Origin of the sequence: Rapidithrix thailandica, assembly GCF_039710355.1 — a bacterium.
Lineage (GTDB): Bacteria > Bacteroidota > Bacteroidia > Cytophagales > Flammeovirgaceae > Rapidithrix > Rapidithrix thailandica.
The window spans coordinates 290,006-306,012 of record NZ_JBDKWZ010000003.1 but is presented as its reverse complement, the minus strand read 5'-3'; the positions used below and the strand labels follow the sequence as shown (position 1 = coordinate 306,012).

Sequence of the window (16,007 nt, the reverse complement as noted above, 5' to 3'; positions counted from 1 at the left end):
ACTTTGGCTGTGTTCCGGTTTTTATCAAAGAGGTTGTATGGCAGGTTGTGACAAAGCATCATCGTATATCGTATTCATTAAGGCCTGGTTCCTCCTTATCTTACAAGGCAATACAGTAGAACATACAATACAAGCATATTTGTGGTAGAGTTAATTGGTAACTAACCCGAAGGTTTAGCCGGATCTCAAAGGAGCTGGCTCGGAAGGGCATTTGTGTGTATTTGATGGAAGAAAATACATGACTTATGGTTCCTGCTTTTGGTTAGGCAATAAACGTTTTCTCATATTCTTTTTCACAAAAAACGCTCTTTTCTTCAGAAGCAGCGGTGAGAGAGCATTGTGTCGTATCAATTGAGTTCTAGCCCTCAAAGCCTGATGTGTACGAGAAAAGGTATTGTAGTCAGAGCATTTCATGAAGATATAGGTCTGTAAAACTTTTAAACGGCAAGAGCCAGAGTACATCTGTACTTTGCTAACAACGCGCAAATAGATGAATTCTATACCACTTTGCAACTAACCATTTAACTGCTGTAAGGTACAGCAGATTTTACGTCCTTTTAATCTTTAAATTTTCAAATTAATACTCACATGATGAATGCACAATTTTTACGCAAGTACCATTATTGGCTACTGTGTTTTCTGATCGGGGGATTATTCCTTGTCCCTTGGAATGGATATGCACAGGACAATGGCATCCGGAAAAATGTCATACGGGTGAAATTCAAAGCCCAAATGAGTGGAAAGCTGGATGTGATGAAAACCAGCCGGGGGGCCAGTGGCGAACTGTTGACCGGTATTCGTTCGCTGGATGCAGCCAGTAAAGATTTCCAAATTCAATCCATGCGTAGGGTATTTCCCTACTCGCCAAAGTATGAAGCCAAACACCGGAAATACGGTCTTCACCTTTGGTATGAACTGGTTTATCAGGAAAAAACATCGCCTAAAAAAGTACAAAAGACCTTGCAGGCTTTTAAAGAAGTTGAGAAAACTTCATTGATCTTGGAGAAGCAACGGATAGGGGATTTACCACTTAATAACGGCTCTTCCATGGCGACTACAAATGATCCTTTGCTCAGTCAACAGTGGCATTACAATAATACCGGGCAGTCGGGTGGAGAACCCGGAAGGGATATTCAACTCTTTGATGCCTGGGACATCACCACGGGTTCGCCTAATGTCATTGTCGGAGTGCTTGACGGTGGGATTGATGTTACTCATGAAGATTTGGTGGGAAACCTTTGGGTGAATGAGGCCGAAGCCAACGGGCTCCCCGGAGTGGATGATGATGGCAACGGTTATGTCGATGATATCAACGGGTATAATTTTGTTGATAATACGGGAGTTATCGAGCCCGGTGCTCATGGAACGCACGTAGCAGGTACCATAGCCGCTATGAATAATAATGGTATTGGCGTGTCTGGTATAGCGGGGGGAGACGGTACAGCGAACAGTGGGGTCAAGGTTATGTCTTGTCAGGTATTTACGGCTTCCGGCAATGGTGGTTTTGCCGAAGGGCTAGTATATATGGCAGACAACGGGGCTGTGATCTCCCAAAACAGTTGGGGATATACCATACCGGATGTATATGATCAGGCCGAGCTGGATGCCATCGATTATTTTATTGCTGAAGCAGGTAAGGACGGAAACAACCAGCCACGTGAAAACACGCTGATGTTCGGAGGAATTGTCATTTTTGCTGCAGGCAACAGTGATCGGGATGCCAACTGGTATCCGGGGTATTACGAACCTACATTAGCGGTAGCAGCCACTACCCATGAAGATACCAAATCTTGGTATTCAAACTATGGCTCTTGGGTAGATATATCGGCTCCGGGAGGAGAAACTTTTGTGAGCAATGACCCAAAAGGAGTGCTTAGTACGGTAGTAGGAAACAGTTATGCCTTCTTTCAAGGTACTTCCATGGCATGCCCGCATACTTCCGGGGTGGCGGCTTTGGTCTTGTCCCAATTCGGTAGTAGTTCTTATACACCTGATTTATTAAGGAGTCGCTTGTTGAATACCACCGATCCTTTGGACCGGATTTCGGCTAACTATCAGGGAAAAATGGGTGCAGGCCGCTTGAATGCTTTTAATGCTTTGCAAACAGATGGGGGCATTGCGCCTGATGCTATTACGGATTTGAGTGTCGCGGCTGCCGGCCAACAAACCATTACATTGTCTTGGACGGTTCCGGCGGATTCGGATAATGATGTTCCATCCTCTTATGATATTCGTTATAGTACGGAAGAAATTACCGCTGCCAATTTTGATCAGGCTTCACAAATGTCCAAAAGCAATGAAAAGGCGGTCGGAGCATTGGATTCGGCTACGGTAGAAGGACTTCTGCCTGCTACTACCTATTACTTTGCGGTAAAAGCGATAGACCTTTGGGGAAATACTTCTGCAATTTCGAATGTGATTTCCAGCTCGACCTCAGTGGCTCCCTCTGCCAGTGTGAATCCGGACAGTTTGGAGGTGCAACTGGATGTCTCCGTTTCTCCCGAAACCACTGAAACCTTGAGCTTGAGTAATAGCTCTTCGGGCACTCTTACTTGGGAAGCCAAAGTAACATACAATGCCAGTGCCATGAGTTGGATGCCGAAGCCTACCCCCAAAGGTGTTCACCATGCTACACTCTCCACAATGGAGCCTTTGACACAGGCTAACCGGACAACGCTTGCCAATGCTGATGTCAAACCCTTGCAAGAAGATGCGCCAAATTATGTGGATGGTATCTGGTACGATCCGGAAAAAGCCCCGGACGATTTCGTAGGGGTGGACAATCCTACGATCTCCTTGGCTTCCGCTACCCGCTTTGTGGTTCCTGAAGACAAAGCACCTTTTAACTTGACACATGTTTCGAACTATATCTCCATTCAAGGAGCTGCCAACGGAGATCCGGTAATCCTTCAAGTGCTAAAAGGCGGAAGTACCCCTGGTGAAGCAGAATTGTTATTAAGCCAAACGTATAATGAAACACCCGATGGAGAAAACAGGGTGCATATTCCTTTGGAAGAGGCTTTTGCCTTTAATGCCGGAGAGGTCTTTTGGATTAATTTTATTTTCCCTCCGATGACAACCAATTATCCCATGGGCTTTGATGACAATATCACCGATGTGGGCGGGATTTATTATGTCAGTACCGATGGTGGAAGTAATTATGTGTTGATAGAGGATGCTTTTCGGCCTGTGGCTCTGAAAACCAGAGCAATGAGTACGGGTTCAACCGGAGGGTCTTTTATCAGTTTGTCTCCTACACAGGGCGAAATTATTGGAGAAGACACTCAAGATATATCGGTTCATTTCAATGCGGCCAATCTGACAAATGGGGTACATACGGCTACCATTAGTTTGAAAACCAATGACCCGCTGCAAGAGGAAATTTCCATTCCGGTATCTCTGACTGTTTCCGGACAAGTGGCGCAACCTGTACTTTCTGCGGACCTGTTGGAGTTCGGAAGTGTTTTTGTCGGAGGAGAGAAAGCGCTTTCTTTGGAATTGAGTAATGAAGGAATGGCTGATTTGGAAGTCAGCGGGCATACAAATTCGAATACAGACTTTGAATTAAGCGAAGCAGGTGCCTTTACCGTTGCGCCGGGTGAAACATATATGTTAAGCCTGACTTTAAATCCTTTAGCTCCGGGGAATCACAATACTACGATTACATTCGAAACCAATGCCGGTAGCCTTTCATTGTATGCGGTAGGTACCGGGGTAGAACCTCCGGTAGCAAGCTTGTTGCCTGATTCTATCCAAACGGCTACACAGGCAAATCAAAGTAAACAGGAAGCGTTTGTGTTGAAAAATACCGGAAATTACCCCTTGACATATTCCTTTCCTGAGTTTTCCGAAAAAGTACAAAAAGCACAAAAAAGTGCCCGGGTAGGACAACTTGGAGAAGGAAATGACATGGGATTCGGCTATTCCTGGATTGACAGCGATGAACCGGGAGGACCGGTAGCCGGCTTGTTCTGGGATATCTCTGAGACGGGAACGGATATTACCTCCCAATTCGGAAGTGATGACCAAATAGGCATTTCTATAGGATTTGAATTTCCGTTTTACGGAAGTGAGTTTTCCGAAATTTTTATCCATGAAAACGGAATGCTCAACTTTGATAACCGGGGGCTATCATGGTGGAACAATTATCCGCTTCCTACAGAAAATGGCCCCAATGGGATGATCGCTCCGATGTGGGATGATCTGGAACTGGCAAATAGCGAGGATGCCCGGATTTATTACCAAGAGCTTCCCGGAAGACTTGTGGTTCAATACGAAAAAATGCCTCACTACTACAGCTTTGAAGAGGGGTATGTCACCTTCCAGGTAGTACTCTACCGCAACGGTACCATTGAATATCGCTATAAGGATGTGGAAACGGCTACTTTCGATGGAGTAGTGGGTATTCAAAACCTGGAGGCCAACGAGGCACTTATGGTCGCAGACGATCAGACCATGTACGTGAAGAATGATTTGGTAGTACAAATCATCGCACCTCAATCGAATGATTTTATTGAGTCGGTTTCAAAAACTTCCGGTATCATTCCTCCCGGTGGCGAAGATTCCTTATCAATAACGCTCAACCCGGAAATGTCTCACCTGACAGAAGGGGTTTATGAAGATATCTTGATGGTCAGCAGTAATGATCCTACTTCCCCGGCCGAATTATGGGTGGAGCTCACCGTGCATGGGCAAGCGGCTTTGAGTGCTACTGAAGACAGCCTGTACTTCGGTAGCTTGTATCTGGGAACACAGAAAGAAAAAAGTTTATTCTTAGCCAACGAGGGTACCAAGGCCGTGACGATTACGGAAACCGTAACACAATCGGGAGCATTTTCTACCGATTTGAATTTGCCGCTTACTTTAGAACCGGATGGCCTGGTTGAATTTTCTGTGATTTTTTCTCCACAAAGTCCCGGAACAGTAGAAGATCATTTGCAATTTATTAGCGACTCCTCAGATTCCCTGTCTATTTATTTGACAGGTACAGGTACGGGAGATGCTTGGGTGGAAAGCCTGGTTTTGGTCAATGCCGATAACGACCAGGATCTTGATACTTTGTATGACGGGTATGTGATCCAATTGGAAGACATGCCAACGGAAAACCTGGAAGTACGGGCCAACATTGCTCCGGCCGTAGTCGGCAGTGTTCGCTTTATCTTGAACGGACAAGTTACTGGAACAGAGAAAGATGCTCCTTATGTCATGTTTGGTGATTTGAATGGCGATTATTCCAGCGGAAGAGTATGGAATCCTGAACCGGGTACACATGTGCTCTCAGTGACTCCGTATAGTGCCGCAAACGGTCAAGGTGTAGAAGGTGAAAATACCACGATTAACATTGTCGTGCAGAAGAACCATGCACCGGTCCTTGCCAATCCGATTGCGAACCAACACGTTAAACTCGAAGACGGAATGTTTAACATCGACTTTTCGCAAACCTTTACCGATCAAGATGCCCAGACACTTAATTATTCGCTGGAAGTAGCTCCGGAAGGTATTGTGGATGCAACGATGAGTGGTAACCAACTGGATGTGACGCCTAGTGCATTGGGAGATGCTACCATTACCCTGACGGCCCATGACGGTTATACAAGTACTTCTACCAGCTTCCTGGTACGGGTTACCTCTACTCAGGCTTCCTACGTAGAAAGTTTGATCTTGGTCAATGCCGACAATGATCAGGACATTGATACTTTGCATGACGGATATGTCATTAACCTGGATGCCTTACCTACTGAAAACCTGGAAGTACGGGCCAATATCTATCCGGAAATTGTCGGCAGTGTTCGCTTTATCTTAAATGGACAAATTACCGGAACGGAAGTGAATCCTCCATATGTGATGTATGGCGATTTGGATGGTGACTATTCCAGCGGAAGAGTATGGAACCCGGCACTTGGTACACATACTTTGGAAGTGATTCCGTTTAGTGAAGCTAATGGTCAGGGAGATGCAGGGGGAAGCATGTATATTACCATGCAAGTGGTAAGACAAAGTGTAAGCCAACAGATGAATAGAGAAGCCAGTCCGGAAAGCAAAATGGGTCTGGGCGAATCTTCTGACTTGTTAGTGTATCCGAATCCTACCGCCAATACAGCGAGGTTTGTATTGAGCAATGGAAGTAAACAGCCGGTATCCTTGCAGGTATTTAATGCCACAGGACAATTGATACACCAACTGGATACCCAAGAGTCCTTGGATACACAGTTTGATTTTGCAAAACAAGGTGCAGGTATTTACCTGATTCGTGCAATGGTCGGAGAGAAACTTGTTGTCAAACGTTTAGTCGTGAAATAATTGCTCATCTGACATGTAATACCCGAAAGGCCATTCTTACTAGAGTGGCCTTTTTTACTATAAATAGGGTGGAAAGAATAAAGGCTTAGAGGTATGAAGAAGGAAGCCGGGTAAAATTTTTGCAAATGATCCCTCATTTCACAACAAATCACAGAACTTTGCCTCCTGGATAAAATATACAAGACATGGACGGAAAACAGCGAAAAAATATCAAACCGGGATTATTAGTGAGAATCGTATTGAAAAAAGACCAACGAACCGGAGAACTCACCGAAGGCGTGGTAAAAGACATTCTGACCAAATCTCCTACCCATCCGCACGGCATCAAAGTCCGCCTGGAAGACGGAGACGTAGGCCGGGTAAAAGAAATTGTGGAGGAAGATTAATTTGCTACTTCTGCCAACCAACTTATCAAACCTTTTACAGGAAACTGGAAGCAACCAGTTTCCTCTTTTGTACCTCCGCTAAATTTAGTAATCCTCTCAATTAGTTAGAACTACATTTAATCTAACCAATACCGCTTGAGATCATAGGCTCTTCAACTTCTCTCGCCCGTTATAATTGAAAGATATTGAGTGTTTTACTAAAAGATCGTTTTTTTTACCTTTTAATTGGTAATGTAATTTTGCGGTTTTTTCTATTTTTGGGCTGACAAATCCTGGAACACTATTGGAAAGAGACAGACCTAAACTCCGAGCCTGTAGAGCCAACTACGTTAGCCGACCAGTATGATAAACTCACTGCAGGGGATGGGAGTGTTTTAGGGCCGGTGGTGGAGGGGGCTGCTTCTGAGACAGAGGAAAAAGAGAAAATAACTAGATTTGAATATGAGTATGATGTAACTACTCAAACTACCTATATAAAGTCTGATAGTTTAAATGGGATGATGGTAACCAGAATAACATCTACTTCAACAAGGGTTGTTGCTCCAGAAGTAATAATTGATAGAAAAGATCAATTTGGCCCTAAAGAGCCCATTCCACAGGGAGATATGACAAAAACAGTTTCCATTACTGAAGTATATATAAATGGGATTGGTGGATTTGAGTGTTTGGTTTATGAAGAAAAAGTATATGAAAAACCTGAAGGGCAGAAAGACTATAAAGAAATGAAAGCTCGAGGTGGTGTGGTAAATTTAGAAATGGGAACAATTGATTATAGAGACGGAAGTAGTAAAGATCTGGATCCCAATTTGGCTTCTGATGTAGCTATTATAAAAAAGTTTAATAAAGAAGAGGATATAGATTTTCCTCGTGCTTCAATGCAAGATGAATTGGATAAAACAAATATAGCTTTAGGGTTGCTAGGACTTATACCAACTCCGCATAGCATTGGCTCTATTCTAATCTTCTTTGGCGCACAAGTGTTGCCCGGTAGTGATGAACTTGCACAAGAAGGATTCGAAATACAAAGATCGCAATATGGTAATATAATGAATGCTCCATATCATGATGTAATGAGAAAGTTTAAACCATTTTTCGTGAATTAGTTGTAATAAACAATGAAGGCAATATTTTTTACTTTACTTGTAATTTTTTGTGCTTGCAAAGATAATAAAGGCAAAAATTGTAAAATTTCTGAGAATGATTTAAAGAGTAACGGATTTCGCGCTTGGCAAGTAAAAACAACAGATCATGAGGGGAAAGAAGTTATCATAGATATGAATAAAACCTACTCCAAAGAGTTTGGCGATACCTCTATTGTATTTCAATTGGATAACAAAAGGGAAGTTTATAAAAAAGATTTATACATACCCATAGAGCCAAGTGAGAAAGTTATTGAGACTTTTACCAGAAATAATAGCGACTTTATTCATTTGATAGATAAGGACAGTATGAAAAACGACTACTTATATCACCGCAAGTCCAAAATACTGTATGAAGTCAGTTTATCTAATTCGAGAAAGAAGATTTATTTAACTCAAGTCACGGGTTGTTTAACATTGGATATTGATATTTAAAGAGAGGCTGACCGAAAAGGACAGCCTTTTTGCAAGGTTTAAGCGTATTTCAAACGAAAACTTGATCCCACTTCCAGAAGAAACCCAAAATCGGAAGCTGTCCAGATGGTAGGGCAGTTTTTCTATGATATATCCATAGGTTTAATCACGCGATGGTTTAAATAAAACAGGTATGCAACCCAAGAACTATATTTCCTTATTAATCATTTTAACTCCCATATTGTACCACTTTTTCTATAGACCCGATTATGGCATCGTCTATAATGAAGAACGTTTAAAAAAAGGGATGGTCCTAATTCCCTCGGGTTGGACTTCCGGTAGGACTAACGGTTATGAAATACAATTTTGGGAGCCGGTGGAGCCAGACACCACTAAAGCCTATCATAAATTCAAAAAGGTTGCTTGTTCTATGAGGCAGATTGATTATGAGTACGATTATTTTGTCGTTGAGAAAAGAAAATGTGAAGTAATTCTCTCGTATGTAGTGGAATACGAAGACGAAAAGGGTAAAAGCCCATGGATTGTGCAGTTAATTGAAGGAGATGGGAAAGAAATTGCAAGTATTGAAACTATATCCATTGAGAAAGGTTTGAAAATACTCCGGGAGCATGGTTTATATCCTCTTCGTCCTTCTAAGTGAGTAGCGTTTCTTAGAGGAGAAAGGTGAGAGCAAGAATATTATTAAAGAGGCTGTCTTTTCGGACAGCCTCTTATTTATGCTAAAGCTTCTTAGACTTGTATATCCGGCTGATTTTCTTTCATATATTCTACTCCCCAGTCATAAAGAGGATGGAGGCTCATACATAATTTTTGTCCTGATACGGTGAGTGAATATTCCACTTTTGGGGGAACCTGGGGATAGACTTTTCTGGACACAATCCCGTCTTTTTCCAACTCTCTTAGTTGTTGGGTCAGCATCTTTTCCGTGATCTTATTACAGGCTTTTCTGAGTTCGGAATACCGGTAGCTTTCCTTGGCAAACAGGGTACGTAAAATGAACAATTTATATTTTCCGCTGATTATGTTGATAGCAATGTTCAATGGACAGTGGTCTTGTAACTCCGTCATTTTTTTGATTTTTTTTTCGCAGTTAACGCGTTGAATGAGAACATAGCGCACCAAAAGGTATGTATCGAACCCAAAAGTACGCTCTTGTGCAAAGCTATATACCGTCTTACTTTCGTCTCTCATTTAAACAAAAAAAGAGATGAAAAAAGCACACATAATGTATACCTTATTGGCTTTGGCAATGTATAGTTGTAAGTCCATGGATGTTCATAAACCTTCGGGTACAATTCAATTGATCAGAAATGCTACGGTTGTGGTGGAGTTAAATAACCAAAAGCTGTTGGTAGATCCGATTTTAGCGGACAAAGGGACCGAACCTCCGATTCCCTTTTCAAATCAACTCAAAAATCCAACGATATCCTTGCCGGTGGATAAAATGACATTGGTCCGGCATACGGATGCCGTATTGCTCACTCATTATCATCCGGATCATTTCGATCAGGGAGCAGAAAAGATCATACCCAAAGAAATGTTGATTTTTTGCCAACCGGGTGACGATGAAAAATTAAAAGCCAAGGGCTTTCATAACTTACAAGTGGTGGACAGTACGGTACAGTGGGAGGGAGTTGTGATTTCCAGGTTTAGAGCCAGTCACCATGAAGGAGCCACAGGAGAACCTCCTTTTGGTGAGTCCTCTTCGTTTCATTTGCAAACCGACCGCGAATCGATATTTTTTACGGGAGATGCTGTTTTCGATACACGCTTGAAAGCTAGTTTGAAGAAGCTTCAACCTCCGGTAATAGTGGCTAATTCCGGGGAATGTACCTTTTCAGAAGAAAATCCGGTGTTGGCGCCCGGTGTCACCATGACCTTGACCACTCAAGAGATCAAAGAAATGGCCCGGTTTTTTCCCGGGTCGAAAATCATTGCGGTCCATATGGATGCTATCAATCACTGTGGTTTGTCCAAGCAGGAGATGCGACAGTTTATTGAAAAAGAAAGTTTGAACGGACAAATAGTGGTACCTGACGAAGGGGATACAATTTCTTATAGTACTTTGAGAAACAATTAGGCATTGGATTCAAGGCAAGGGTTTAAGGTGTTTGTGAATGGAGCAAAAGCCTTAGACCCTTTTTATTTAGGACACATTTATGGGGCTTTGAGGGAGTATGGCTAGGTGAAGATTCCGAAAAAAGCCGGGTAGGTAGTGAGCCCTCTTTCCTTCGTCACCGGAACTTCAAGAGATTTCATTATGAAAAAATGAAAAAAATAGTATTTTAGTTTTGTTGAATTACTTACAATAAAGCTATTGACTTCCTTGAACTTCTATGAAAAACAAAATGACTATGAATGAAAAGCAACTGGTAATATCTCTGAATCAAGGAGATGAAAGTGCTTTTCAAAGTCTTTTTGACCTCTATAGCTCCCGTCTTTATTTGTATTGTTTTCGCTTTTTGAAGTCCAAAGATCTTTCCGATGAAATTGTACAGGGAGTATTTATCAAAATCTGGGAGCAACGTGCCAATGTCAATCCGGAGTTCAACTTTAGTGCTTTTATCTTCAAAGTAGCCAAGAACTTATTAGTGGATTTTTTACGGAAAATGTCCCGGGAAGAAGAAGCCAAAATGGAACTACAACTGAAAACCCAACTCTATCAAAGCCTGCCGGAGGACGAGATGATTTATTCGGAACTGAAAAAATTGATTGAAGATGCGGTACATAAGCTTCCCGAAAAACGTCAACGTATTTTCCGGATGAGTCGCTTTGAGGGGTTGAGCCATGAAGAAATTGCGCGACAATTAGGTTTGTCGAAAAACACCGTCAAAGTCAGTATTTTTAAATCCTTATGTTTTCTCCGGGAATACCTCGCCTCTCATGATAAGATAAAAGTGAGTTATCTTTTGCTTCTGTTCCTAATGGTCAGAAAGTAGAAAGTCCCACTGGTATTAAGTTTTTGAATATAATTTAATCATAAATTAATATTCTGATTATTAATTAGTTATGATTTTTTGTAAAAAAATAATGCATGAGAGTAATACCCCTTTCTTTTTGAGACGTATTCCGGGTGTAATTAAATCAAATCAACTTGGAAAAACCGAAAATCAATAAAGCATTAATCGAGAGGTATTACCAGAATCAATGTTCGGAAGAAGAGGTGGAAAGGATATTGGAAGCGTTTGATGAGAATGGAGAGGAGTTGGATGCCTGGATGTTTGAAATTTGGGAAAATCTTAACACCGACTTTAAACTGAACCAGTCGCATAAAAAAACACTTTGGAAGCGTATTTCTTCTGCTTTACCCATAGAAAAGCAAGTAACATGCAAACCAGCGACCCCGACTAAAAGGCAATTTGCGGTACATCGTGCCAAGCAAAACTTTTGGAACTACGGTACGCGTATGGCAGCTTCCGTCATGATGGCCTTCGGTTTGTGTTGGTCGGTTTGGTATTTCACCCATTCTCATGAAAAACTCCCTGTTTTAGTAGAAAAGATCAACCCTTTGGGGCAAAAGCTGTCCTTAGTACTACCGGATGGTACAGAAGTGAAGCTCAACGGAGGAAGTACCTTGAGGTATCCTCAAGAATTTTCTGACAGTTTACGCCAAGTTGAGTTAGAAGGGGAAGCCTATTTTTCAGTTGTCAAAAACCGGAGGAAGCCCTTTGAAATTAAAGCTAACAATGTATACACAAGGGTATTAGGGACAGAGTTTAATGTGAGGGCTTATCCGGAAGACTCCTTGATTAACATTGCATTGGTAGAAGGAAAGGTAGCCGTAAAAACCAGGCGAACTCTAAAGGATACCTCTTTTCTGTTGACTCCCGGGCAGTTAGCTATCTATGATGTCCAACATCAACAATTGGCAAAAAGCGAATTTCACAACAAAGAATTCACCGCCTGGAAAGATAAAATCCTGTTTTTTTACGAAGCCAGTTTTGAGGAAATCCTGACCAAGTTATCGCGATGGTACGGGGTGAAATTTGAACTGCAAAATCCGGATATGGCGCATCGTTACTCTGATAAGTTTTCCGGTGAATATCAAAACGAATCCTTAGAAAATGTACTGAATGCCATCTCTTATTCCAAACGCTTTCAATACCGTATTGAAGGCGATAGTGTATTTATCAAATTTTTTTAAAAATGAAAATAAGTATCAATGGTCCATAGCTGAGTAGGATACAGGTTCTGTATATCAGGCTGGTAGTCGAATAATTCATCTAGACTAACAATAACAATTCTTTATACACCAAACTATGCAGTAAATATGAAAATTAGTTTACTCCACACGTTATGTACGTTTACCCGATATATATGGCTGGGGCTAGTAGTACAGTATCTCTGTATGTCTACCTTAGGAGCCGTTCCCCTTGATGACGGTCAACACTATATTAGTGCCCGCAAAGTGTTTATCAAATTTCAATTACCCCAAGCCCAGTTAAAAACAATTTTTCAGTATATCGAAGAACACACCAAATTTAAGTTTTCCTATCATCCTAAAGATCTCCAAGCAAAACCCACCTTGTCTATGGATACCGGGGAGCGCTCAGTGGCCGATATTCTGACGGAAGTATCCGGGAAGGCAAGACTCAAATTCAAACAGATCAACAATATTATTTCCGTGGACAAACTCAAAAATGCCTCCTCCGTACCTTTTGAAGTATTGAATCAGGATGTTAACGTTACCGGAAAAGTTTTGGATGAAAATGAAGATCCCTTACCGGGAGCAACCATCCAGGTAAGAGGAACCACCCGGGGAGTGATTACGGATGTGGATGGTTCTTATGTCATTAAGGCCAAGCCCGGAGATGTGCTAATCTGTTCTTTTGTGGGAATGGAAACTCAAATCATTGAGGTCGGGAATCAACGGGAAATCGTGATCAAATTACTTCCTAAAGCCGAATCCCTGGAGGAAGTGGAAGTTGTGGCTTTTGCCACCCAGAAAAAAGAAAGTGTGATTGCTTCCATCACAACCGTAAAACCTGGGGATTTGAAAGTGCCATCCAGTAACCTGACAACCGCCTTGGCAGGCCGTATGTCCGGGATTATTTCTTACCAACGGAGTGGAGAACCCGGTCAGGACAATGCACAGTTTTTTATCCGGGGAGTCACCACCTTCGGATATAAAAAAGATCCCTTGATTTTGATTGACGGGGTAGAATTGACCTCTGAAGACCTGGCCCGTATGCAGCCGGACGATATCGCCAGCTTTTCCATCATGAAGGATGCCACGGCAACAGCCTTGTATGGGGCTCGCGGAGCAAACGGGGTGATATTGGTGACCACCAAAGAAGGAGTGGAGGGGAAGGCAAAAGTCAGTATCCGCTTTGAAAATTCCATTTCCAGCCCTACGAAGGAGATACAATTGGCCGACCCGGTAACGTATATGAAGCTACACAACGAATCGGTCCGGACCCGGAACCCACTGAATAAGTTGCCTTATATGGAAAATAAAATTGCCCAAACGGAAGCGGGAGGAGACCCCTTTTTGTACCCGGCGACTAACTGGCACAAAGAGTTATTTAAAGAGTATACGGTTAATCAACGCTTAAATTTTAACATCAGTGGCGGTGGAAAAGTAGCCCGTTATTACCTGGCGGCTACCTATAATAAAGACAATGGAATCCTGAATGTGGATAAACGGAATAATTTCAACAGCAATATCAATCTGAAGAAATACCTGATCCGCTCGAATATTAATTTGACCTTGACCAAAAGTACCGAAGCCGTAATTCGGATGCACGGAACCTTTGATGACTATACCGGACCGATAGATGGAGGGAGCGCCATGTATAAAAAGGTTATGAAGGCCAACCCGGTGTTATTCCCTGCCTACTATCCGGCCGATGAAGCACATCAATTCACCCGGCATATCTTGTTTGGAAATCATGCGGAGGGAAGTTTGCCTTATATTAATCCGTATGCGGAAATGGTGAAAGGATATAAGGATTATTCCAAAACCCTGTTACTGACCCAAGTTGAATTAAAGCAAAAACTAGATTTTATCACCAAAGGTTTGTCCATTCGTACCTTAGGCAATATCAACCGCTATTCCTATTTTGATGTGTCCCGGAATTACAATCCCTATTATTATCAGATAGGGTATTATAACCGGGATAAAGATACCTATACATTGAGTGCCATCAATCCTGAAACCGGCACCGAATACCTGGAGTACAGCGAAGGGGATAAGCACATCACTTCTACAATGTATTGGGAGACAGCTCTTCAATACAACCGGGAATTTAATGAGGCACATGGAGTAAGTGGTTTGTTGGTGTACATTATGCGTGAGCAACTGAAAGGAAATGCGGGCGATTTACAAAAATCTCTTCCCTATCGTAACCTGGGGCTTTCCGGTCGCTTTACCTATGCCTACAAAGGGCGTTATTTCACGGAATTTAATTTTGGGTTTAATGGTTCCGAGCGTTTCTCCAAAGAAAATCGCTTTGGCTTTTTCCCTTCCATGGGTTTAGGCTGGTATGTGTCTAACGAACCTTTCTGGGAGGGCATCAGCAAGGTAGTCCATAAACTAAAATTCAAGGCAACGTATGGCTTGGTAGGGAATGATGCCATTGGCAATGAAAACGATCGCTTCTTTTACCTTTCCAATGTCAATCTGAAAAATGAAGACCGGACCGTATCGTTTGGAAAAAACTTTATTTACGGAAAACCCGGAGTGTCCATTTCCCGCTATGCAAACTCCAATATCACCTGGGAAACGGCAAAAAAACTAAATATCGGGATAGAGTTGGGTTTGTTTGAAAATTTTGAAGTACAGGTAGATTTGTTCCGGGAAGACCGGGAAAATATCCTGATGAACCGGGTTTCCTTGGCCAGTATGGGCTTGCAAGCGCCTGTCCGGGCCAATGTGGGGGAAGCTTATAGCGAAGGTGTTGATTTTTCGGTGGATTATCAGAAATTCTTCAGCAATGAATTGTGGCTGACCGTTCGGGGAAATTTCACATACGCTACCGGGAAGTTTAAAAAATACGAAGAACCCAATTATGAAAGTACGCCTTGGTTATCCAGAAAAGACTACTCAATCAGCCAAACCTGGGGGTACATTGCAGAGCGCTTATTTATCGATGAGGCGGAAGTGCGCAATTCTCCGGAGCAAACTTTCGGAGACTATACGGCAGGGGATATCAAATACAGGGACATTAATGGAGACGGAAAAATCACTACCTTGGACAGAGTGCCTTTGGGCTATCCGACCAGCCCTGAAATTGTCTACGGTTTTGGCTTTTCTGCTGGGTATAAAAAGTTCGATATTTCATGCTTTTTTCAAGGGCTTGCCCGGGAGTCTTTTTGGATAGATGCTGTAAAAACGGCCCCCTTTATCCATTATGACGATCCGTACGAGAGTTATGACGACAGTTACGCACTCAACAATGCTTTGCTGGAAGTATATGCTCAGAACCATTGGTCAGAAGCCAATCCCGACCAATATGCGTTATGGCCGCGGCTGGATTCCCGCTTTAATGCCAATAATTCTCAAACCAGTACTTGGTTTATGCAAAACGGGGCTTTTCTGCGATTAAAGTCCTTGGAAGTGGGCTATTCCTTGGCAAGTAAGGGATGGGTAGAGCGCATTGGAATGGAGCAATTCCGGCTGTATGCCAGTGGGGTAAACCTGTTGACGTTTAGCAAATTCAAACTGTGGGACCCGGAAATGGGTGGAAACGGTTTGGGCTACCCGATTCAACGGGTCATAAACCTCGGTTTACAAATATCCTTTTAA

10 protein-coding genes are annotated in these 16,007 nt (G+C 42.5%); 9 read left to right on the top strand and 1 reads right to left on the bottom strand.

Annotation, left to right across the window (positions count from 1 at the left end; genetic code table 11):
* Nucleotides 1-588 precede the first annotated feature (588 nt).
* The 5 genes from AAG747_RS06935 (at nucleotide 589) to AAG747_RS06915 (ending at nucleotide 8,900) form a co-directional block, all read left to right on the top strand.
* Nucleotides 589-6,300, top strand: coding sequence for a S8 family serine peptidase (locus tag AAG747_RS06935; RefSeq protein WP_346820421.1), 5,712 nt, complete (start codon nucleotides 589-591; stop codon nucleotides 6,298-6,300).
* A gap of 185 nt (nucleotides 6,301-6,485) precedes the next feature.
* Nucleotides 6,486-6,686: a YwbE family protein gene (locus tag AAG747_RS06930; RefSeq protein ID WP_346820420.1), complete on the top strand. Its 201-nt coding sequence runs from the start codon at nucleotides 6,486-6,488 to the stop codon at nucleotides 6,684-6,686.
* A gap of 386 nt (nucleotides 6,687-7,072) precedes the next feature.
* On the top strand, nucleotides 7,073-7,789 hold the full coding sequence (locus AAG747_RS06925) for a hypothetical protein (RefSeq protein WP_346820419.1): 717 nt from the start codon (nucleotides 7,073-7,075) through the stop codon (nucleotides 7,787-7,789).
* A 12-nt stretch (nucleotides 7,790-7,801) separates the two neighbouring features.
* A complete protein-coding gene (locus tag AAG747_RS06920; RefSeq protein ID WP_346820418.1) occupies nucleotides 7,802-8,260 on the top strand; it encodes a hypothetical protein in 459 nt (152 codons plus the stop codon).
* 172 nt (nucleotides 8,261-8,432) lie between these two features.
* A complete protein-coding gene (locus AAG747_RS06915; RefSeq protein WP_346820417.1) occupies nucleotides 8,433-8,900 on the top strand; it encodes a hypothetical protein in 468 nt (155 codons plus the stop codon).
* Between the two features lie 89 nt (nucleotides 8,901-8,989).
* Here the strand turns inward: AAG747_RS06915 and AAG747_RS06910 are convergent, their stop codons facing one another.
* Nucleotides 8,990-9,328, bottom strand: coding sequence for a winged helix-turn-helix transcriptional regulator (locus tag AAG747_RS06910; protein WP_346820416.1), 339 nt, complete (start codon nucleotides 9,326-9,328; stop codon nucleotides 8,990-8,992).
* A 139-nt stretch (nucleotides 9,329-9,467) separates the two neighbouring features.
* On the opposite strand from AAG747_RS06910, the gene AAG747_RS06905 reads away from it, so the two are divergent.
* From AAG747_RS06905 to AAG747_RS06890, 4 genes are all read left to right on the top strand, one after another.
* On the top strand, nucleotides 9,468-10,340 hold the full coding sequence (locus AAG747_RS06905) for an MBL fold metallo-hydrolase (RefSeq protein WP_346820415.1): 873 nt from the start codon (nucleotides 9,468-9,470) through the stop codon (nucleotides 10,338-10,340).
* Between the two features lie 274 nt (nucleotides 10,341-10,614).
* A complete protein-coding gene (locus AAG747_RS06900; protein WP_346820414.1) occupies nucleotides 10,615-11,199 on the top strand; it encodes an RNA polymerase sigma factor in 585 nt (194 codons plus the stop codon).
* A 155-nt stretch (nucleotides 11,200-11,354) separates the two neighbouring features.
* A complete protein-coding gene (locus AAG747_RS06895) occupies nucleotides 11,355-12,404 on the top strand; it encodes a FecR family protein (protein WP_346820413.1) in 1,050 nt (349 codons plus the stop codon).
* Nucleotides 12,405-12,530: 126 nt separating this feature from the next.
* Nucleotides 12,531-16,007: a SusC/RagA family TonB-linked outer membrane protein gene (locus AAG747_RS06890; RefSeq protein WP_346820412.1), complete on the top strand. Its 3,477-nt coding sequence runs from the start codon at nucleotides 12,531-12,533 to the stop codon at nucleotides 16,005-16,007.

Bases quoted from the DNA above. Each gene is read 5' to 3' on its own strand.
- AAG747_RS06935 (WP_346820421.1), top strand. From the start codon at position 589: ATGATGAATGCACAATTTTTACGCAAGTACCATTATTGGCTACTGTGT.
- AAG747_RS06930 (WP_346820420.1), top strand. From the start codon at position 6,486: ATGGACGGAAAACAGCGAAAAAATATCAAACCGGGATTATTAGTGAGA.
- AAG747_RS06920 (WP_346820418.1), top strand. From the start codon at position 7,802: ATGAAGGCAATATTTTTTACTTTACTTGTAATTTTTTGTGCTTGCAAA.
- AAG747_RS06915 (WP_346820417.1), top strand. From the start codon at position 8,433: ATGCAACCCAAGAACTATATTTCCTTATTAATCATTTTAACTCCCATA.
- AAG747_RS06910 (WP_346820416.1), bottom strand. From the start codon at position 9,328: ATGACGGAGTTACAAGACCACTGTCCATTGAACATTGCTATCAACATA.
- AAG747_RS06905 (WP_346820415.1), top strand. From the start codon at position 9,468: ATGAAAAAAGCACACATAATGTATACCTTATTGGCTTTGGCAATGTAT.
- AAG747_RS06900 (WP_346820414.1), top strand. From the start codon at position 10,615: ATGAATGAAAAGCAACTGGTAATATCTCTGAATCAAGGAGATGAAAGT.
- AAG747_RS06890 (WP_346820412.1), top strand. From the start codon at position 12,531: ATGAAAATTAGTTTACTCCACACGTTATGTACGTTTACCCGATATATA.